We start from the raw sequence: 16,576 nt of genomic DNA on the forward strand, positions 1-16,576 counted from the left end.
CGATCGGCGCGTCGGGCTGCCGGATCCTGGTGACGCTGCTGCACGAGATGGTCAAGCGCGATGCGAAGCGCGGGCTGGCATCGCTGTGCATCGGCGGCGGGATGGGCGTCGCACTCGCGGTCGAACGTCCGTAATTCGTCTCTCGGCGCTTGCCGGGCGTGCGGCCGGCAGGCGTCGCGTGTAGTCAGAGGGCGCCGCTCGGCAACTCTCGAAACCAAGAAAATGGAGTGAGATTTATGTCTCAGCGAATTGCTTACGTAACGGGCGGGATGGGCGGCATCGGCACCAGCATCTGCCAGCGTCTGTTGAAAGACGGCTTCAAGGTGGTCGCGGGCTGCGGCCCGAATTCGCCGCGCCGCGTGAAGTGGCTCGAGGACCAGAAGGCGCTCGGGTACGACTTCATCGCGTCGGAGGGCAACGTCGGCGACTGGGACTCGACCAAGGAAGCGTTCGACAAGGTCAAGGCGGAAGTCGGCGAGATCGACGTGCTGGTCAACAACGCGGGGATCACGCGCGATGTCGTGTTCCGCAAGATGACGCGCGAGGACTGGACCGCCGTCATCGACACGAACCTGACGAGCCTGTTCAACGTGACGAAACAGGTGATCGACGGGATGGTCGAGCGCGGCTGGGGCCGCATCATCAACATCTCGTCGGTGAACGGTCAGAAGGGGCAGTTCGGCCAGACCAACTACTCGACCGCGAAGGCCGGCATCCACGGTTTCACGATGTCCCTCGCGCAGGAAGTCGCGACGAAGGGCGTGACGGTCAACACCGTGTCGCCGGGCTACATCGGCACCGACATGGTCAAGGCGATCCGTCCGGACGTGCTCGAGAAGATCGTCGCGACGATTCCGGTGCGGCGTCTGGGCGCGCCGGAGGAAATCGGCTCGATCGTCGCGTGGCTCGCGTCGAACGAATCGGGCTTCTCGACGGGCGCCGACTTCTCGCTGAACGGCGGCCTGCACATGGGCTGAGCCCCCGGACCGCGCGGGCCGGGCGGCCGCGCGGTCTGGTGTTTCCGAAAAGGGCCCCGCCACCCGTCTTTCGGGCGGCGGGGGTTCGTCATTGCGCTACGCTGGCATTGGAAGGCGTTACATGTCTACTACAAAGAAAACGGCCGAGCGGCTCATCAAGAAGTATCCGAACCGCCGGCTCTACGATACCGAGACAAGCACGTACATCACGCTCACCGACGTGAAGCAGCTCGTGCTGGACCAGGAAGATTTCAAGGTCGTCGATGCGAAATCCAGCGAAGACCTGACCCGCAGCATCCTGCTGCAGATCATTCTCGAAGAGGAAAGCGGCGGCGTGCCGATGTTCTCGTCGTCGATGCTGTCGCAGATCATCCGTTTCTACGGGCATGCGATGCAGGGGATGATGGGCACCTACCTGGAAAAGAACATCCAGGCGTTCATCGACATCCAGAACAAGCTCGCCGATCAGTCGAAGAACCTGTACGACACGAACGCGATGAATCCGGAGATCTGGTCGCAGTTCATGAACATGCAGGCGCCGATGATGCAGGGCATGATGACGAGCTACATCGAGCAGTCGAAGAACATGTTCGTGCAGATGCAGGAGCAGATGCAGAACCAGGCGAAATCGATGTTCAGCACGTTCCCGTTCAAGCAACCGGGGTCGGAGCCCGAGAAGAAGTAACAGCGGGGCCCGGGGGAGAGCGGCCGGGGTTCGCGCGGTACAATACCGGGTTGTTTCGGTCGGCGGCGTCTGCGTGCCGGCCGGCCGACGCGCTGCGCGGCGCACCCGCCTGGGGGCCGCGCGCGGGTCATCCGATTGTCGTCACTCGCCGGATCATTGCTATGCCGCAAACTCCCACCGCCGCCGCGCCGAAAGTCGGCTTCGTCAGTCTTGGCTGCCCGAAAGCCTTGGTCGACTCCGAACAGATCATCACCCAGCTGCGCGCCGAAGGCTATGAAATCTCCGGTACCTACGACGGCGCCGACCTCGTCGTCGTCAATACCTGTGGCTTCATCGACGAAGCCGTGCAGGAAAGCCTCGACGCGATCGGCGAGGCGCTGACCGAGAACGGCAAGGTGATCGTCACCGGCTGTCTGGGCGCGAAGGCGAGCGCGAGCGGCTCGAACCTGATCGAGGAAGTGCACCCGAAGGTGCTCGCCGTCACGGGCCCGCACGCGGTCGGCGAGGTGATGCAGGCGGTCCACTCGCACCTGCCGAAGCCGCACGATCCGTTCGTCGATCTCGTGCCGGCGGCCGGCATCAAGCTCACGCCGCGCCACTACGCGTACCTGAAGATTTCCGAAGGCTGCAACCACCGCTGCACGTTCTGCATCATCCCGTCGATGCGCGGCGATCTCGTGTCGCGCCCGGTCGCCGAAGTGATGCTCGAGGCGGAGAACCTGTTCAAGTCGGGTGTGAAGGAGCTGCTCGTGATCTCGCAGGACACGAGCGCGTACGGCGTCGACGTCAAGTACCGCACGGGTTTCTGGAACGGCAAGCCGATCAAGACGCGCATGACCGACCTGGTCGCCGCGCTCGGCGAACTCGCCGCGCAGTACGGCGCGTGGGTGCGCCTGCACTACGTGTATCCGTATCCGAGCGTTGACGAAGTCATTCCGCTGATGGCCGAAGGTCCGTTCAAGGGCCACGTGCTGCCGTACCTCGACGTGCCGTTCCAGCACGCGCACCCTGAAGTGCTGAAGCGGATGAAGCGCCCGGCGAACGCCGAGAAGGTGCTCGAGCGCGTGCAGAAGTGGCGCGAGATCTGCCCGGACCTGACGATCCGCAGCACGTTCATCGCGGGCTTCCCCGGCGAGACGGAAGAACAGTTCGAGACGCTGCTCGACTTCATCCGCGAGGCTGAGCTCGATCGCGTCGGCTGCTTCGCGTATTCGCCGGTCGAAGGCGCGACCGCGAACGAGCTCGACGGCGCGCTGCCCGACGAAGTGCGCGAGGAGCGCCGCGCGCGCTTCATGGAAGTCGCCGAAGAGGTGTCGGCGAAGCGCATCGAGCGCAAGGTCGGCAAGACGCTCAAGGTGCTGATCGACGAAGTGAGCGACGAGGGCGGCATCGGCCGCACGGCTGCGGATGCGCCGGAAATCGACGGCGTCGTCTATGTCGAGCCCGCGCAGAAGGCGTCGAAGCGCTACAAGGTCGGCGACTTCGTGTCGGTGAAGATCACGGGCGCCGACGGCCACGATCTGTGGGGCGAGGTGTAAGCGATGACCGCGCAGTTTCCGGAGATCCTCGCGCTCGGCGAGGCGATGATCGAGTTCAACCAGTCGCGGCCCGGACATCCGGAATTCCTGCAGGGCTTCGGCGGCGATACGTCGAACTTCTGCATCGCGGCCGCGCGCCAGGGCGCGTTCACTGGCTTCGTGTCGGCGGTCGGCAGCGATCAGTTCGGCCGGCTGCTGCACGACCTGTGGCGCAGCGAAGGCGTCGACACCACGTACGTGCACATCGACCGCGCGGCACCGACCGGCGTGTATTTCGTCACGCACGGCCCCGACGGCCACCAGTTCGACTACCTGCGCGCGGGCTCGGCCGCGAGCCGCTATGCGGCGGGCGACCTGCCGCTCGACGCGCTGGCCGCGGCGAAGGCCGTGCATCTGTCGGGCATCAGTCTCGCGATCGGCACGGCCGCGTGCGACGCCGCGTTCGCGGCGATCGAACACGCGCGCAAGCACGGCGCCAAGGTCAGCTTCGATACGAACCTGCGCCTGAAGCTGTGGCCGCTGCCGCGCGCTCGCGCAGTGATGCGCGAAGCGTTGTGCCAGACGGACATCTGCCTGCCCAGCTGGGACGATGTCACGGCGCTCACGGGCGCGGACGATCGCGATGCGATCGTCGACGCGATGCTCGAGCTCGGGCCGCAGGTCGTCGCGCTGAAGCTTGGCAAGGAAGGCGCATATGTCGCGACGCCGCACGAGCGGCGCGTCGTGCCGGGCTTCACGGTCGAGGCGATCGACGCGACGGGCGCGGGCGACTGCTTCGGCGGCGCGTTCGTCGCGCGGATCGTCGCCGGTGACGATCCGTTTGCCGCGGCGCGCTACGCGAACGCGGCGGCGGCGCTGTCGACAACGGGCTACGGCGCGGTCGCGCCGATCCCGCGCCGCGACGCGGTCGAGCGACTGATGCAGGGCTGAGTTGCAGCGCATCGGCGGCCGCCATGCGCTCGTGACGATGTGTATCGGCGGCGGGCAGGGCTCGCCGCGATTTTCGAGCGAATCTGAAACAGGGAGTACAAGTTGGTGGGTCGATATTCGGGATGGCAACGGGCGCTCGTCGTCGCATGCGCACTGGCTGCGGGCGGCGCAACACATGGCGCGTTCGCCGCGCAGGCGGTCGCGCCGGACGTGCAGCAGGACGACCCCGCACCCGCAAAACCGCTCAAACCGAACCCCGAGTTCGACCGGCTGCCGCGCTACGAGGGCACGCTCGGCGATCGGCCGATCGTCGTGCATCTCGGCCCGAAGGAGAACGAAGAAGGCGTGCACGGCGAATACCAGTACACGGACACCGGCGAGGTGATCCTGCTCGCGGGCGATCGTGATGGCGATACGCTCGAGATCGAGGAATCCAACGACGGCACCAATATCACCGGCGTGTGGATCGGTCGCTTCGACGCGTCGGGCGGCCTCAAGGCCGACCGGATGAACGCGGACGAATCGGATCCGCAGCCGGTCGTGCTGCGGCCGGCCCGCGGCACGCGCGCGGCACTCCAGGTGCGCAACGGCCGCGTGCAGGAGATCGAGGCGGTCGGCGGCGTCGTCGATCTGCGCGCCGGCGACTGAGTCCGGCGCTGGCTCGGTGCGTGCGGCGCGCATTGTACCGGGCCAAACTTGGCGGTTTTGGCTATGCTGGCGGTTTGTTCCGTAACCGATCGGCCGTTTGTCCGGCCACATCGTCATGACTGCATCCCATTCCAAGCGCGCGCTGCAAACCCGCATCGTTCAACCCGACGACGTCATTCCGGAAGGCTACCGCTCGTTCGTCACGCCGGTCGAGCGTGCATCGACGGTCGTATTCCCCGATCTCGCGACGATGCGCAATCTCGACTGGCGACAGGACGGCCAGTGGCGCTACGGCCTGCACGCGACGCCGACGTCGCTAGCGCTCGCGCAACGACTCGCCGAGATCGAAGGCGGCACGCACGCACTGCTGCAGCCGTCGGGTCTGTCGTCGATCATGAACGTCTACTTCGGCCTCGTGAAGGCGGGCGACGACGTGCTGATCCCGCACAACGCGTACGGTCCGAACGCCGATTTCGGCAACTGGCTCGCGAAGGATTTCGGCATCACCGCGCGCTTCTATGATCCGCTCGTCGGCGCCGGCATCGCTGACCTGATCCAGCCGAACACGCGCCTGATCTGGATCGAGGCGCCCGGCTCGGTGACGATGGAAGTGCCGGACGTGGCGGCGATCACGGCGGTCGCGAAGGCGCGCGGTGTGGTCACCGCGATCGACAACACCTATTCGGCCGGGCTCGCGTTCAAGCCGTTCGAGCACGGCGTCGACATCTCCGTGCAGGCGCTCACGAAGTACCAGTCGGGCGGCAGCGACCTGCTGATGGGCGCGACGATCACGGCCGACGCGGCACTGCACGCGCACCTGAAGCTCGCGCGGATGCGCTGCGGGATCGGCGTGTCGGCCGACGACTGCTCGCTCGTGCTGCGCAGCCTGCCGAGCATGCAGGCGCGCTTCGATGCGCACAGCAAGAGCGCGCTTGCGCTCGCGCACTGGCTGAACGCACGGCCGGAAATTGCCACAGTGCTGCACCCGCAGTTGCCGGATTGCCCGGGGCATGCGTCGTTCGTTCGCGATTTCACGGCGGCGGGCGGCCTGTTCTCGGTGATCTTCGACGAGCGTTACAGCGCGGAGCAGGTCGACCGCTTCGTCGAGGCGCTGGAACTGTTCGCGATCGGCTGGAGCTGGGGCGGTGCATGCAGCCTCGCGATGCCGTACGACGTCGCGTCGATGCGTCCTGAGTGGCCGCATCGCGGCACGCTGGTGCGGTTCTATGTCGGCCTCGAGGATGAAGCCGACCTGCGCGCGGATCTCGAGCGCGCGATGCGCGCGACGCTCGGCTGAGCGCCGCGCACGCGAGCAACACGCCGGCCGACGCAACGTCGTGCCGGCGTTTTTTATTTCAGAACAGGTGCAGCAGCCCGTCGAGGCCGACGTGATCGAACGCGACCGTCGCGGCTTCGCGCACCACCGGCTTCGCGTGGAACGCGACCGACAGGCCGGCTTCCGCCATCATCTTCAGGTCGTTCGAGCCGTCGCCCATCGCGATCGCGCGGCTCGGTGCGATGCCGAGCGCTACGCACGTGTCGCGCAGCGTGCGCGCCTTCACGTCCGCGTTGACGATCTCGCCGATCACCTTGCCGGTCAGCTTGCCGTCGACGATCTCGAGCGTGTTCGCGTGCGTGAAATCGAGGCCGAGCCGTGCCTTCAGCCGCTCGGTGAAGAACGTGAAGCCGCCCGACACGAGCAGCGTCTTGAGGCCCGCGGCCTTCGCGCCGGCGAGCATCGTCTCCGCGCCCGGCGACAGCCGCAGCCGTTCCTCGTACACGCGCTCGAGCGCCTGTGCGTCGAGCCCCGCGAGCAGCGCGACGCGGCGCGTCAGGCTCTCGTTGAAATCGCGGATCTCGCCGCGCATCGATGCTTCGGTGATCGCCGCGACCTCCGCCTTCAGGCCGCAGAAATCCGCGATCTCGTCGATGCATTCGATCGTGATCAGCGTCGAATCCATGTCCATCACGACGAGCCCGAAATCACCGAGCTTGCGGTCCGCGTCGACGAACGCGAAGTCGAGCGCGTGCGTGCCGCAGTACGCGTCGATGTCGAGCCGCTGCGCCGGATTGGCGTCCTCGATGCGCAGCACGCCTTCGTCGACCTGCACGACGCGGGCGCCGCGCGCAAGTGCGAGCAGCGGTTTGTGATGCGCGTCCGACAGCGGCGCGAGGCTCTGGATGACGAGATTCTGGGTCATGGCGGGTTGGTTGCGATGCGATTGGAATGCGTGGGCGGCCGGCGCGCGGCCGCCTGCAGGCGCGGCACCGGGCCGTTTGCGGCGGCGGCGGGCGGCGGCGCCGCAAACGCGACATTGTAGCCGGTCGGGTTCCGATGGGGGCGGGCAGCGGCGGCGATCGGATCGCAGTCGGCAATGCCACGCTACTTCGCGTCGATGCGATCCCAATACGGCGGATCGCCGAAATGCTCGCCGAGAAACGCAATGAACGCGAGCGTCTTCAGCGGCACATGCGCGCGGCTCGGATAGACGGCCCAGATCGCGACCTCGTCCGCGAGCGGATAGTCGTCGAGCACGCTGACGAGTGCGCCGCTCGCGAGGAGCGGGCCGACATCCCAGGTCGACTTGATCGCGATCCCGAAGCCGTCGACGAGCGCCTCGCGGATCGCCTCACCGTTGCTCGCGACGAGCCGGCCGCCGACGCGCATCGTGAGCGGCCCTTGCGGCGTGACGAACGACCAGTCGCGCTGGTCGCCGAGGATCACGCATTCGTGCTGCGCAAGATCGGCCGGATGGCGCGGCGTGCCGTGCTCGGCCAGATAGCCGGGCGAGCAGCAGACGACGCGCCGGTTCACCGCGAGCCTGCGCGCGACGAGCGTCGAATCCTTCAGCGCGCCGAGGCGGATCGCGACGTCGAAGCCTTCGTCGACGAGGTCGACGATTTCATCGGACAGCCGCAGGTCGAGCGACACCGACGGATAGCGGCGCAGGAATGCCGGAATTACCGGCGCGACATGCTGGCGGCCGAACGACGACGACATCGATACCTTGAGCCGCCCGTACGGCTCGGTGCGCCCTCGGCCGACCGACGCGCGCGCGGCGTCGGCGGCCGTCAGCAGCGCTTCGGCCCGGGCCATGAAGATCTCGCCGTCCTGCGTGAGGCTGATGCGGCGCGTGGTGCGATGCAGCAAACGGGCGCCGAGCTGGCGTTCGAGTTGCGCGATGCGCGCGCTCGCGACCGCGGCCGACACGCCGAATTCCCGGCCCGCTGCCGTCACGTTCGCGAGCAGCGCCGCACGGACGAACAGGCCGACGTCGAGCAGGTCGAGCGGCTTGTCGGCGCCGGGGATCGGGGCGGAGATCGAGGCTGGAGTTGGGGCTGAAATCGGGACGGACGGCATGAATTCGGGCGGAATTATTCTGAAATTCAAGAGAATGTTTCAGGAAATATAGCTGTTTTCTCGAATGATCGTGACGCCTACGATGCGGTGTCACGGGGTCGCGGTCGCGACCCGATTGAATCCCTGCAAGGAGCCGAATGATGAAAGCCGTTGGACTGACCCGTTACCTGCCGATCGACGATCCGCAGGCGCTCGTTGACGTGGAACTGCCGCAGCCCGTGCCGGGCCCGCGCGATCTGCTCGTCAAGGTCGAAGCGATTTCCGTGAATCCCGTCGATACCAAGGTGCGCGCGCCGAAGCCGCAGGTCGAAACGGCGCCGCGCGTGCTCGGCTGGGATGCGGCCGGCACCGTCGTCGCGGCGGGTCCCGACGTGACGCTGTTCCGGCCCGGCGACGAAGTGTTCTACGCGGGCAGCATCACGCGGCCGGGTGCGAACAGCGAGTATCACGTGGTCGACGAGCGTATCGTCGCGCTGAAGCCGCGCACGCTCGACTTCGCGGCCGCTGCCGCGCTGCCGCTCACCGCGCTGACCGCGTGGGAGGCGCTGTTCGACCGCCTGCGCGTATCGCCGCAGGGCGCGGATGCCGGCAAGTCGGTGCTGATCGTCGGCGGCGCGGGCGGCGTCGGCTCGATCGCGATCCAGCTCGCGAAGACACTCGGCAAGCTGCACGTGATTGCCACCGCGTCGCGGCCCGAGTCCGCACAGTGGGTGCGCACGCTCGGCGCCGACCAGGTGGTCGACCACTTCGGCGACCTGGCCGCGCAACTGCGCGACGCGGGACATGCGCAGGTCGACTACGTGCTGATCTTCAACGACACGGACCGGCACTTCCCGGCAGCAGCCGACGTGATCCGGCCGCAGGGCGGCATCTGCACGATCGTCGAGAACGCGCAGCCGGTGCCGGTCGAGTTGCTGAAGGCGAAGAGCGCGGCGTTTCACTGGGAATTCATGTTCACGCGCGCGATGTTCGAGACGCCCGACATGATCGAGCAGCACAAGATCCTGACCGAAGTCGCGCGGCTCGTCGATGGCGGCACGCTGCGCACGACGCTCGGCGAGCACCTCGGCGCGATCAACGCGGAGAACGTGCGGCATGCGCATCGGCTGCTCGAGGCGGGGCGGGCGATCGGCAAGCTGGTACTGGCCGGGTTCTGAGCGCCGCGCGCGCGGCATGCGCGGCGCCGCTAAAGCAAGCGGGGTAACACCCGATGCGATCGGGACACATCGCGCGCCGCTTGGCGGTAGACTGACAACGCGTCATGCATCGAAAACCGCGCGGTGCGCGCCAGCGCCGCCGCATTACAAGGAGGTCAGCATGAGCCAACGCAGCTTGTCGGTTGCCGTGTCGTGGTCGGTCGCGCTCGCGGCGGCGTGCGTCAGCGCGGGTGTGTTCGCGGCGCCGCCGGTCAAGGGCAGCTTGAAGGGCGGCGGCACGGGACAGCTCGACTACACCGTCAAGGTCGACTCGAAAACGTTCGGCAGCACGCAGGAGACGCGCAAGATCCGCTCGGGCGAGACGGACGACTTCAACTGGAAGTCGGTGCCGCCCGAAGGCGCGATTGCGATGCCGGACGCGTGCCCGAACGCCGACAACCTGCCGCGCGACGCGAACGGCGCAATGGTCCGGCAGACGCAGGTCCGGCTCGCGCCGTCGATCGACGCGAAGGGCATCGCGAACGTGCAGATGAGCTTCCAGGCGGCCGCGCCGAAAGGCACGCGCAGCGTGACGGTCGGCGGCAAGTCGCTGCAGTGTCCGAACGTCGTGTCGGTGAGCCAGGTGAAGTGGCTGACGATCTCGACGAACGGCGGATCGAAGTCCGTCACGATGAGCGACGGCACGAAGGTGTCGGTGTCGATCAAGCGCTGAGCGGGACGCGCCGCGCATCCGCGCGATTCGACGCCACACGGAACGTGGCATCGGCGTGACGCCACGCAAGCGTCACGCTATCCTGCGCGGCATCAGCCACTCTCCCGAACGGTATTCCCATGAACGACCGGATGCGCGTGCTGCTCGCCGCCGCAGTGCTCGTCACGTCGTCCGCACACGCGGCCGACGATTGCAGCTTCACAAAGAAAGTCGAACTTCCGTCGCGCCAGCAGGCGATCGTCGTGTCGAGCGGCGCGCTCGAACCGTGCTCGACCGGCAGCTATGCGGTGCGCGTCTATTCGACCGCGCACACGGCGCCCGGCTTCGACACCGACGACTATGTAACGGGCATCCTGCATGCGCGCGATGGTACGGTCGCCGACGCATTCACGGCCGACCTCGGCACGCGTGCGCCGCAGGCGCTCGTCGTGACGACGCGCTCGGCGGGCAGCGGCGGGTATCTCGGCGCGCAGGCCTACGTGACGACGCCGCGCACCGTGCGGCTCGTTGCGTCGGTCGACGGGCTTGCGCCCGACGCCGACATCGCGGCCGCGCTGCGGCAGGCGCTCGGCAAGCGCCGCGCGCGCTAGGGCCTGTTCACGCTAATGCGCGCGCTCCTCGAGTCGCGCGGCCAGAAAGCGGTGATCGGCGGAGAACAGCCGGCGATAGGTCAGCAGCACCGCGCCGACCGTGCCGAGCGCGGACGCCGCGGCGATCAGGAACATGATGACGATCTGATAGCGCACGGCCTGCAGCGGCGACTGGCCGGCCAGCACCTGGCCCGTCATCATGCCCGGCAGGCTGACGACACCGACGACGGCCATCTGGTTGAGCGTCGGCAGCATCCCCGCGCGCACGGCCTGGCGCGCGGCATCCTGCGCGGCTTCCCAGCGTGTCGCGCCGAGCGCGAGCGCGGTCTCGACGCGGTCGCGCCGCGCGGTGAGTTCCTCGGTCATTCGTTCGACGCCGAGCGACACGCCCGTCAGCGTGTTGCCGAGAATCATGCCGAGGATCGGGATTGCGTACTGCGGCGCATACCACGGATGGATGCGGATCACGACGAACAGGCCGATTGCCGCGACGAACCAACTGCTGAACCAGATCGACAGGATGCTGTCGACGCGCTGTCCGCGATACGTGCGCTTGCCGCGCCCGGCACCCGCGAAGCCGGCGATCAACGTCATCAGCGCGGTGAGCGGCAGCACGACGTACCAGTGCGCATGGCCGAACACCCAGCCGAGCACGTAGCCGATCGCGAGCAACTGCACGACGGTGCGCACGGCCGCGAGCGCGAGCCTGCGGCCGAGCCCGAGCGACAGCGCGGCGGAGATCGCGCCGTTGACCGCGACGAGCGCGGCTGCGATGCCGACGTCGACGAGGCTCAGATCCTGCAGTACCGAGTTCATCGTGCGACCTCCGCGGCCGGTGCGGCGCTCAGCACGCCGGCCTGCATCGTCATCCGCGACGTGCTGATGCGCACGGCCTGCGCGGGATCGTGCGAGATCCACATGCAGGCGCGCGCATCGGGCGATGCGTCGAACCACGCGCCGACGAGCGTTTCGATCGCGCGCGTCGATTCGGGGTCGAGCGCGGACGTCGGCTCGTCGAGCAGCAGCACGTCGGGATCGAGCTGCAGCACGCGCAGCAACGCGGCGATTTGTGACTCGCCGCCGGACAGCTCGCTCGCGCGCCTGTCGAGGAAGTCGGCGCCACGGCCCGCACGCGCAGCGAGCTGCTCGGCGCGCGCGCGATCGAACGTCAGGTCGCGATAGACCGCGAGCGTGTACGGATAGCGCAGTTGCGACTCGACCGTGCCGTCCATTTGCGCGGGACGCTGGCGGACATACGCGATGCTGCGCCGGTAGCGCGGAATCGCGCTGCGGCGGATCGGCTTGCCGCGCCAGAGCACGCGGCCGCCGTCGAGCGGATCGAGCAGCGCGAGCGCGCGCAGCAGCACGCTCTTGCCCGATCCTGACGGTCCCGTAATGGCAATGCGCGCACCCGCGGGCAGACTGAAATCGGTCGGCGCCAGCAGGATCTTGCCGCTGCTGGCGTCGCGCCGGGTCATACCCCGCGCGTCGATGAGGCCGGTCGCTGTCATGTCACAAATGAAAAAAAGCGTTAATGGCGCCAAGTCGGTGCCGGTGCGTGCGTCATAATACCTATTGAAAAGCTCGCGCGGGTGTCGTGCGCCGTTCGTCCACGCAACACGCAAGCGGCCCGGCATGGCGCGGCAATGTATCGAGAACAACAACGGAACCGCCATGACGCTTACCCGAGCCATCGGCAAATCGGCTGCATGGATCGTCGGCATCGTCGCGGTCGTGATCGCGGCGGCCGGCGTCTTTCTCTTCACGTTCGACTGGAACCACGTGAAACCGTGGGTCACCGAACAGGTGACTGCGGCGCTCGGCCGCCCGTTCGCGATCAACGGCGAGCTCAAGGTCGACTGGCGCCGCCCTGATGGCGAAACCGGCTGGCGCGCGTGGCTGCCCTGGCCGAGCCTCTCCGCGACGCAAATCGAAATCGGCAACCCCGACTGGGCGAAAACCCCGAAGTTCGTCACGCTCGATGCCGCGCACTTCGATCTCGCGGTGCTGCCGCTGCTCGCGCATGAAATCGTCATCCCGTCGATCGACGTCGTCAATCCCGCGGTGGACCTCGAACGTCTTGCCGACGGCCGCAATACGTGGGCCTTCCAGTTCAAGCAATCGAACCAGCCGTCGCCGTGGAAGGTGCGGCTCAACAGCTTCGGTTTCGGCAACGGTACCGTCACGTACCGCGACGCGATCACAAACGCCGATCTCACGATCGCCATCGATACGCTCGGCCAATCGATTCCGCTCGGCGACGTGATGAAGGAGCAGGAAGAAACATCGCGTGCCGCGTCGGTACAGCGTGTCGGCAAGCGAGGCGCCGCGCAGCTGAGTGCGAAGGCGAACGCCGCGGCGGCGTCGAGCGCGTCGGCCGCGCAGGCGGCGAGTGCGACGAACGCGACGAGTACGGCGAGTACGGCGAGTGCGGCGGTAACGCCTGCATCGTCCGCGTCTGCGGCGCCGGTGGCAATTCCTGCGTCAGGCGCGAGTGCCGCCGCGGCCGCCGCGACCACCGCGAAAGCGTCCGGCCCGACCTACGCGTTCGGCCTCAAGGTCGCCGGCCGCTACAAGAACGTGCCGATTTCGGGCACCGGCAAGCTCGGCGGCGTGCTCGCGCTCGAGGACGCATCGCGGCCGTTCCCGCTGCAGGCCGACGTGAAGGCGGGCGACACGCGGCTCGCGATCGTCGGCACGCTGACCGACCCGCGCCAGCTCGCCGCGATCGACCTGCGGCTGTGGCTGCAGGGCACGACGATGTCGCACCTGTACGCGCTGACCGGCATCACGTTGCCCGATACGCCGCCGTATGCGACCGAAGGGCGCCTGATCGGCAACTTCAAGCCGCACGCGAGCACGTTCCGTTATGAGAACTTCAACGGCCGGGTCGGCGGCAGCGACCTGAGCGGCACGCTCGCGTATGCGCAGCGCGAGCCGCGTCCGCTGCTGTCGGGCGAGCTCGTGTCGAACCTGCTGCGCTTCTCCGATCTCGCGCCGGTGATCGGTGCGGATACGGCCGCCAGCAAGGCGCAGCGCGGCGACACGACACGCCAGCCGGCGGGCCGCGTGCTGCCGGTCGAGACGTTCCGCACCGACCGCTGGCGCGCGCTCGATGCCGACGTCAAGTTCACGGGCCGCAAGCTGGTCAAGAGCGCGGACCTGCCGATCACCGACCTGTACACGCATATCGTGATGCAGGACGGCGTGCTGTCGCTCGAGCCGCTGAAGTTCGGCGTCGCGGGCGGCTCGCTCGCGACCACCGCGCGTCTCGATGGCAGCGCCACGCCGCTCAAGGGCCGCTTCACGGTTGCCGCGCGGCACCTGAAGCTCAAGCAGCTGTTCACGACGCAGAAGGTGATGCAGTCGGCGCTCGGCGAGATCAACGGCGATGCGTCGCTGTCGGCGACCGGCAATTCGCCGGCCGCGCTCGCCGCGACGTCGAACGGCGAGGTGAAGGCGATCGTCACCGACGGCGCGATCAGCCGGCTGCTGATGGAAGCGGCCGGCCTGAACGTCGCGAACGTCGTCTACGAGAAGATGTTCGGCAATCGCGACGTGAAGATCAACTGCGCGGCGGTCGATTTCCAGGCGAACAACGGCGTGCTCGACACGAAGGTGTTCGCGTTCGACACCGACGACGCGCTGATCAACGTCGACGGCCCGATCAGCCTGCGCGACGAGTCGATGAACCTGAAGATCCATCCGCATACGAAGGGCTTCCGGATCTTCTCGCTGCGCTCGCCGCTGTACGTGAAGGGCACGTTCAAGAACCCGGACGTCGGTGTCGATGCGGGCGCGCTCGCGCTGCGCGCCGGCGCGATGGTCGGCCTCGGGCTGCTCAACCCGTTGGCGGCGCTGATTCCGCTGATCGCGCCGAGCAACAACAAGGACGTGCCGTGTTCGGAGCTGTTCGCGCAGCTGAAGGCGCCGGCGAAGATCCCGGTAAAGGCCGGCAGGTGACGCGGCCGCGCGGGCTTGCGGCCACGCGCGGGTGACACGAAGGCGACACGAAGCCACACGAGGCCACTGGAGGCCACTGGAGGCCACCGGAGGCCGCGCGCGGCGGTGCTGCGCGGCTTCGGTGAAATTGCGATTCGCCCCCGTTTATCGGCGCGCCGAACGTGGCGCAGCCCAGCAATTCACCGACTCCTGCTAAAATACCCGGTTTTCCGTCGATCTATCTCCTAACGGGATCTGCCGTGCTTTCTACTGCCAACATCACGATGCAATTCGGGCCGAAGCCCCTGTTCGAGAACATCTCGGTCAAATTCGGCGAGGGCAACCGCTATGGTCTGATTGGCGCGAACGGCTGCGGCAAGTCGACGTTCATGAAGATCCTGGGCGGCGACCTCGAGCCGAGCGGCGGCAACGTCGCGCTCGAGCCGAACGTGCGCCTCGGCAAGCTGCGCCAGGACCAGTTCGCGTACGAAGACGTGCGCGTGCTCGACGTCGTCATGATGGGCCACACCGAAATGTGGGCCGCGATGAGCGAGCGTGACGCGATCTACGCGAACCCCGAAGCGACCGACGACGACTACATGCACGCGGCCGAGCTCGAGGCGAAGTTCGCCGAGTACGGCGGCTATGACGCCGAAGCGCGCGCGGGCGCGCTGCTGCTCGGCATCGGCATCGAAGAGAAATTCCACAGCGGCACGATGAGCGACGTCGCGCCGGGCTGGAAGCTGCGCGTGCTGCTCGCACAGGCGCTGTTCTCGAAGCCGGACGTGCTGCTGCTCGACGAACCGACCAACAACCTCGACATCAACTCGATCCGTTGGCTCGAAGATACGCTCAACGAGTACAACTCGACGATGATCATCATTTCGCACGATCGTCACTTCCTGAACGCGGTGTGCACGCACATGGCCGACATGGACTTCGGCACGCTGAAGGTCTGGCCGGGCAACTACGACGACTACATGCTCGCATCGGCACAGGCGCGCGAGCGCCAGGCCGCGGCGAACACGCGGGCAAAGGAACGCGTGGCCGAGCTGCAGGACTTCGTGCGCCGCTTCTCGGCGAACAAGTCGAAGGCCCGCCAGGCGACGAGCCGCGCGAAGCAGATCGACAAGATCAAGATCGAGGAATTCAAGCCGTCGTCGCGCCAGAACCCGTTCATCCGCTTCGAGTACGAGAAGAAGCTGCACAACGTCGCGGTCGTCGCGGACGAGATCACGAAGAAGTACGAGCGCACGATCTTCCAGAACTTCAACCTGTCGGTGCAGCCGGGCGAGCGCATCGCGATCATCGGCGAGAACGGTGCGGGCAAGACGACGCTGCTGCGTTCGCTGTTCGGCAACGTGACGCTCGAGCACGGCACGGTGAAGTGGGCCGAGAACGCGAACATCGGCTACATGCCGCAGGATACCTACGAAGAGTTCCCGAACGACATCACGCTGATGGACTGGATCGACCAGTACCGCAAGGATGGCGACGACGAGACGATGGTGCGCGGCACGCTCGGCCGCCTGCTGTTCTCGGCGGACGACATCAAGAAGTCGGTGAAGGTGCTGTCGGGCGGCGAGAAGGGCCGCATGATCTGGGGCAAGCTGATGCTCGGCCGCCACAACGTGCTGCTGATGGACGAGCCGACCAACCACATGGACATGGAATCGATCGAGTCGCTGCAGATCGCGCTCGAGCAGTTCGAAGGCACGCTGATCTTTGTTTCGCATGACCGTGAATTCGTCAGCGGCCTCGCCAACCGGATCATCGAAGTGACCACGCATGGCACGCTGAACGACTTCGGCGGCAACTACGAGGAATTCCTCACGAGCCAGGGCCAGGCGTAAGCGGGTCAGGCGTAAGCATTACGCGCCGTTCCGGGCCAGAGTATCGAAAAAGCCCATCCGGGGTGTCCCCGGATGGGCTTTTTGTCGTATCGGGAACCTGGGATGATGACCGATTCCGCATCCGTTGGCGCGCGGTAGCGCATCACGGTGGCGGGCGATCGCAATACGCGACCGCCCGCCGAC

The 16,576-nt window shown here is 67.1% G+C and carries 15 protein-coding genes and 1 pseudogene; 12 read left to right on the top strand and 4 right to left on the bottom strand.

What is annotated here, in order from left to right:
• From G3N94_RS21955 to G3N94_RS21985, 7 genes and pseudogenes are all read left to right on the top strand, one after another.
• Window positions 1-134 (top strand): annotated as a pseudogene (locus tag G3N94_RS21955) (acetyl-CoA C-acetyltransferase); the annotation flags it as partial.
• Between the two features lie 102 nt (window positions 135-236).
• A complete protein-coding gene (locus G3N94_RS21960) occupies window positions 237-977 on the top strand; it encodes a 3-ketoacyl-ACP reductase (RefSeq protein WP_205794670.1) in 741 nt (246 codons plus the stop codon).
• A 121-nt stretch (window positions 978-1,098) separates the two neighbouring features.
• Window positions 1,099-1,662, top strand: a complete 564-nt coding sequence (phaR, locus tag G3N94_RS21965) for a polyhydroxyalkanoate synthesis repressor PhaR (protein ID WP_205794671.1) — start codon at window positions 1,099-1,101, stop codon at window positions 1,660-1,662.
• A 161-nt stretch (window positions 1,663-1,823) separates the two neighbouring features.
• Window positions 1,824-3,200 (top strand): 30S ribosomal protein S12 methylthiotransferase RimO, encoded by a 1,377-nt coding sequence (rimO, locus tag G3N94_RS21970; RefSeq protein ID WP_205794672.1) that lies wholly within the window; start codon window positions 1,824-1,826, stop codon window positions 3,198-3,200.
• 3 nt (window positions 3,201-3,203) lie between these two features.
• On the top strand, window positions 3,204-4,130 hold the full coding sequence (locus G3N94_RS21975; RefSeq protein WP_205794673.1) for a sugar kinase: 927 nt from the start codon (window positions 3,204-3,206) through the stop codon (window positions 4,128-4,130).
• A gap of 105 nt (window positions 4,131-4,235) precedes the next feature.
• Entirely contained in the window at window positions 4,236-4,778 is a 543-nt protein-coding gene (locus tag G3N94_RS21980; protein WP_205794674.1) for a hypothetical protein, read from the top strand.
• Window positions 4,779-4,893: 115 nt separating this feature from the next.
• A complete protein-coding gene (locus tag G3N94_RS21985) occupies window positions 4,894-6,075 on the top strand; it encodes a cystathionine beta-lyase (protein ID WP_205794675.1) in 1,182 nt (393 codons plus the stop codon).
• A gap of 58 nt (window positions 6,076-6,133) precedes the next feature.
• Here G3N94_RS21985 and serB read toward each other — a convergent pair whose 3' ends face one another.
• Together serB and G3N94_RS21995 are read right to left on the bottom strand one after the other, a co-directional pair.
• A complete protein-coding gene (gene serB / locus G3N94_RS21990; protein WP_205794676.1) occupies window positions 6,134-6,979 on the bottom strand; it encodes a phosphoserine phosphatase SerB in 846 nt (281 codons plus the stop codon).
• 182 nt (window positions 6,980-7,161) lie between these two features.
• A complete protein-coding gene (locus G3N94_RS21995; RefSeq protein ID WP_241022013.1) occupies window positions 7,162-8,139 on the bottom strand; it encodes a LysR family transcriptional regulator in 978 nt (325 codons plus the stop codon).
• Between the two features lie 140 nt (window positions 8,140-8,279).
• On the opposite strand from G3N94_RS21995, the gene G3N94_RS22000 reads away from it, so the two are divergent.
• From G3N94_RS22000 to G3N94_RS22010, 3 genes are all read left to right on the top strand, one after another.
• Window positions 8,280-9,296 (top strand): zinc-binding alcohol dehydrogenase family protein, encoded by a 1,017-nt coding sequence (locus G3N94_RS22000; RefSeq protein ID WP_205794701.1) that lies wholly within the window; start codon window positions 8,280-8,282, stop codon window positions 9,294-9,296.
• Between the two features lie 160 nt (window positions 9,297-9,456).
• Complete coding sequence (locus G3N94_RS22005) at window positions 9,457-10,008, top strand: DUF6013 family protein (RefSeq protein ID WP_205794677.1); 552 nt, start codon at window positions 9,457-9,459, stop codon at window positions 10,006-10,008.
• A 119-nt stretch (window positions 10,009-10,127) separates the two neighbouring features.
• A complete protein-coding gene (locus tag G3N94_RS22010) occupies window positions 10,128-10,598 on the top strand; it encodes a PliI family lysozyme inhibitor of I-type lysozyme (protein WP_205794678.1) in 471 nt (156 codons plus the stop codon).
• Window positions 10,599-10,610: 12 nt separating this feature from the next.
• Here G3N94_RS22010 and fetB read toward each other — a convergent pair whose 3' ends face one another.
• Both fetB and G3N94_RS22020 read right to left on the bottom strand, forming a co-directional pair.
• On the bottom strand, window positions 10,611-11,414 hold the full coding sequence (gene fetB, locus G3N94_RS22015; protein ID WP_205794679.1) for an iron export ABC transporter permease subunit FetB: 804 nt from the start codon (window positions 11,412-11,414) through the stop codon (window positions 10,611-10,613).
• Window positions 11,411-12,109: an ATP-binding cassette domain-containing protein gene (locus tag G3N94_RS22020; RefSeq protein ID WP_205794680.1), complete on the bottom strand. Its 699-nt coding sequence runs from the start codon at window positions 12,107-12,109 to the stop codon at window positions 11,411-11,413. The genes fetB and G3N94_RS22020 overlap by 4 nt, the downstream gene beginning before the upstream one ends.
• A 163-nt stretch (window positions 12,110-12,272) precedes the next feature.
• Between G3N94_RS22020 and G3N94_RS22025 the strand changes: the two genes are divergently transcribed.
• Together G3N94_RS22025 and G3N94_RS22030 are read left to right on the top strand one after the other, a co-directional pair.
• Window positions 12,273-14,561 carry an AsmA family protein gene (locus G3N94_RS22025; RefSeq protein ID WP_205794681.1) on the top strand — a complete coding sequence of 763 codons (2,289 nt, stop codon included), beginning with the start codon at window positions 12,273-12,275 and terminating at the stop codon, window positions 14,559-14,561.
• Window positions 14,562-14,800: 239 nt separating this feature from the next.
• Window positions 14,801-16,393, top strand: coding sequence for an ABC-F family ATPase (locus tag G3N94_RS22030; RefSeq protein WP_205794682.1), 1,593 nt, complete (start codon window positions 14,801-14,803; stop codon window positions 16,391-16,393).
• The last annotated feature ends 183 nt before the right edge of the window (window positions 16,394-16,576 follow it).

Source organism: Burkholderia sp. Ac-20353 (assembly GCF_017104785.1).
Lineage (GTDB): Bacteria > Pseudomonadota > Gammaproteobacteria > Burkholderiales > Burkholderiaceae > Burkholderia.

Excerpts from the sequence above, each read along its gene's own strand:
- G3N94_RS21985 (WP_205794675.1), top strand. The coding sequence starts at position 4,894 with ATGACTGCATCCCATTCCAAGCGCGCGCTGCAAACCCGCATCGTTCAA.
- G3N94_RS22020 (WP_205794680.1), bottom strand. The coding sequence starts at position 12,109 with ATGACAGCGACCGGCCTCATCGACGCGCGGGGTATGACCCGGCGCGAC.
- G3N94_RS21995 (WP_241022013.1), bottom strand. The coding sequence starts at position 8,139 with ATGCCGTCCGTCCCGATTTCAGCCCCAACTCCAGCCTCGATCTCCGCC.
- fetB (WP_205794679.1), bottom strand. The coding sequence starts at position 11,414 with ATGAACTCGGTACTGCAGGATCTGAGCCTCGTCGACGTCGGCATCGCA.
- G3N94_RS22005 (WP_205794677.1), top strand. The coding sequence starts at position 9,457 with ATGAGCCAACGCAGCTTGTCGGTTGCCGTGTCGTGGTCGGTCGCGCTC.
- G3N94_RS21960 (WP_205794670.1), top strand. The coding sequence starts at position 237 with ATGTCTCAGCGAATTGCTTACGTAACGGGCGGGATGGGCGGCATCGGC.
- G3N94_RS22000 (WP_205794701.1), top strand. The coding sequence starts at position 8,280 with ATGAAAGCCGTTGGACTGACCCGTTACCTGCCGATCGACGATCCGCAG.
- serB (WP_205794676.1), bottom strand. The coding sequence starts at position 6,979 with ATGACCCAGAATCTCGTCATCCAGAGCCTCGCGCCGCTGTCGGACGCG.
- G3N94_RS22010 (WP_205794678.1), top strand. The coding sequence starts at position 10,128 with ATGAACGACCGGATGCGCGTGCTGCTCGCCGCCGCAGTGCTCGTCACG.
- G3N94_RS21975 (WP_205794673.1), top strand. The coding sequence starts at position 3,204 with ATGACCGCGCAGTTTCCGGAGATCCTCGCGCTCGGCGAGGCGATGATC.
- phaR (WP_205794671.1), top strand. The coding sequence starts at position 1,099 with ATGTCTACTACAAAGAAAACGGCCGAGCGGCTCATCAAGAAGTATCCG.
- rimO (WP_205794672.1), top strand. The coding sequence starts at position 1,824 with ATGCCGCAAACTCCCACCGCCGCCGCGCCGAAAGTCGGCTTCGTCAGT.
- G3N94_RS22025 (WP_205794681.1), top strand. The coding sequence starts at position 12,273 with ATGACGCTTACCCGAGCCATCGGCAAATCGGCTGCATGGATCGTCGGC.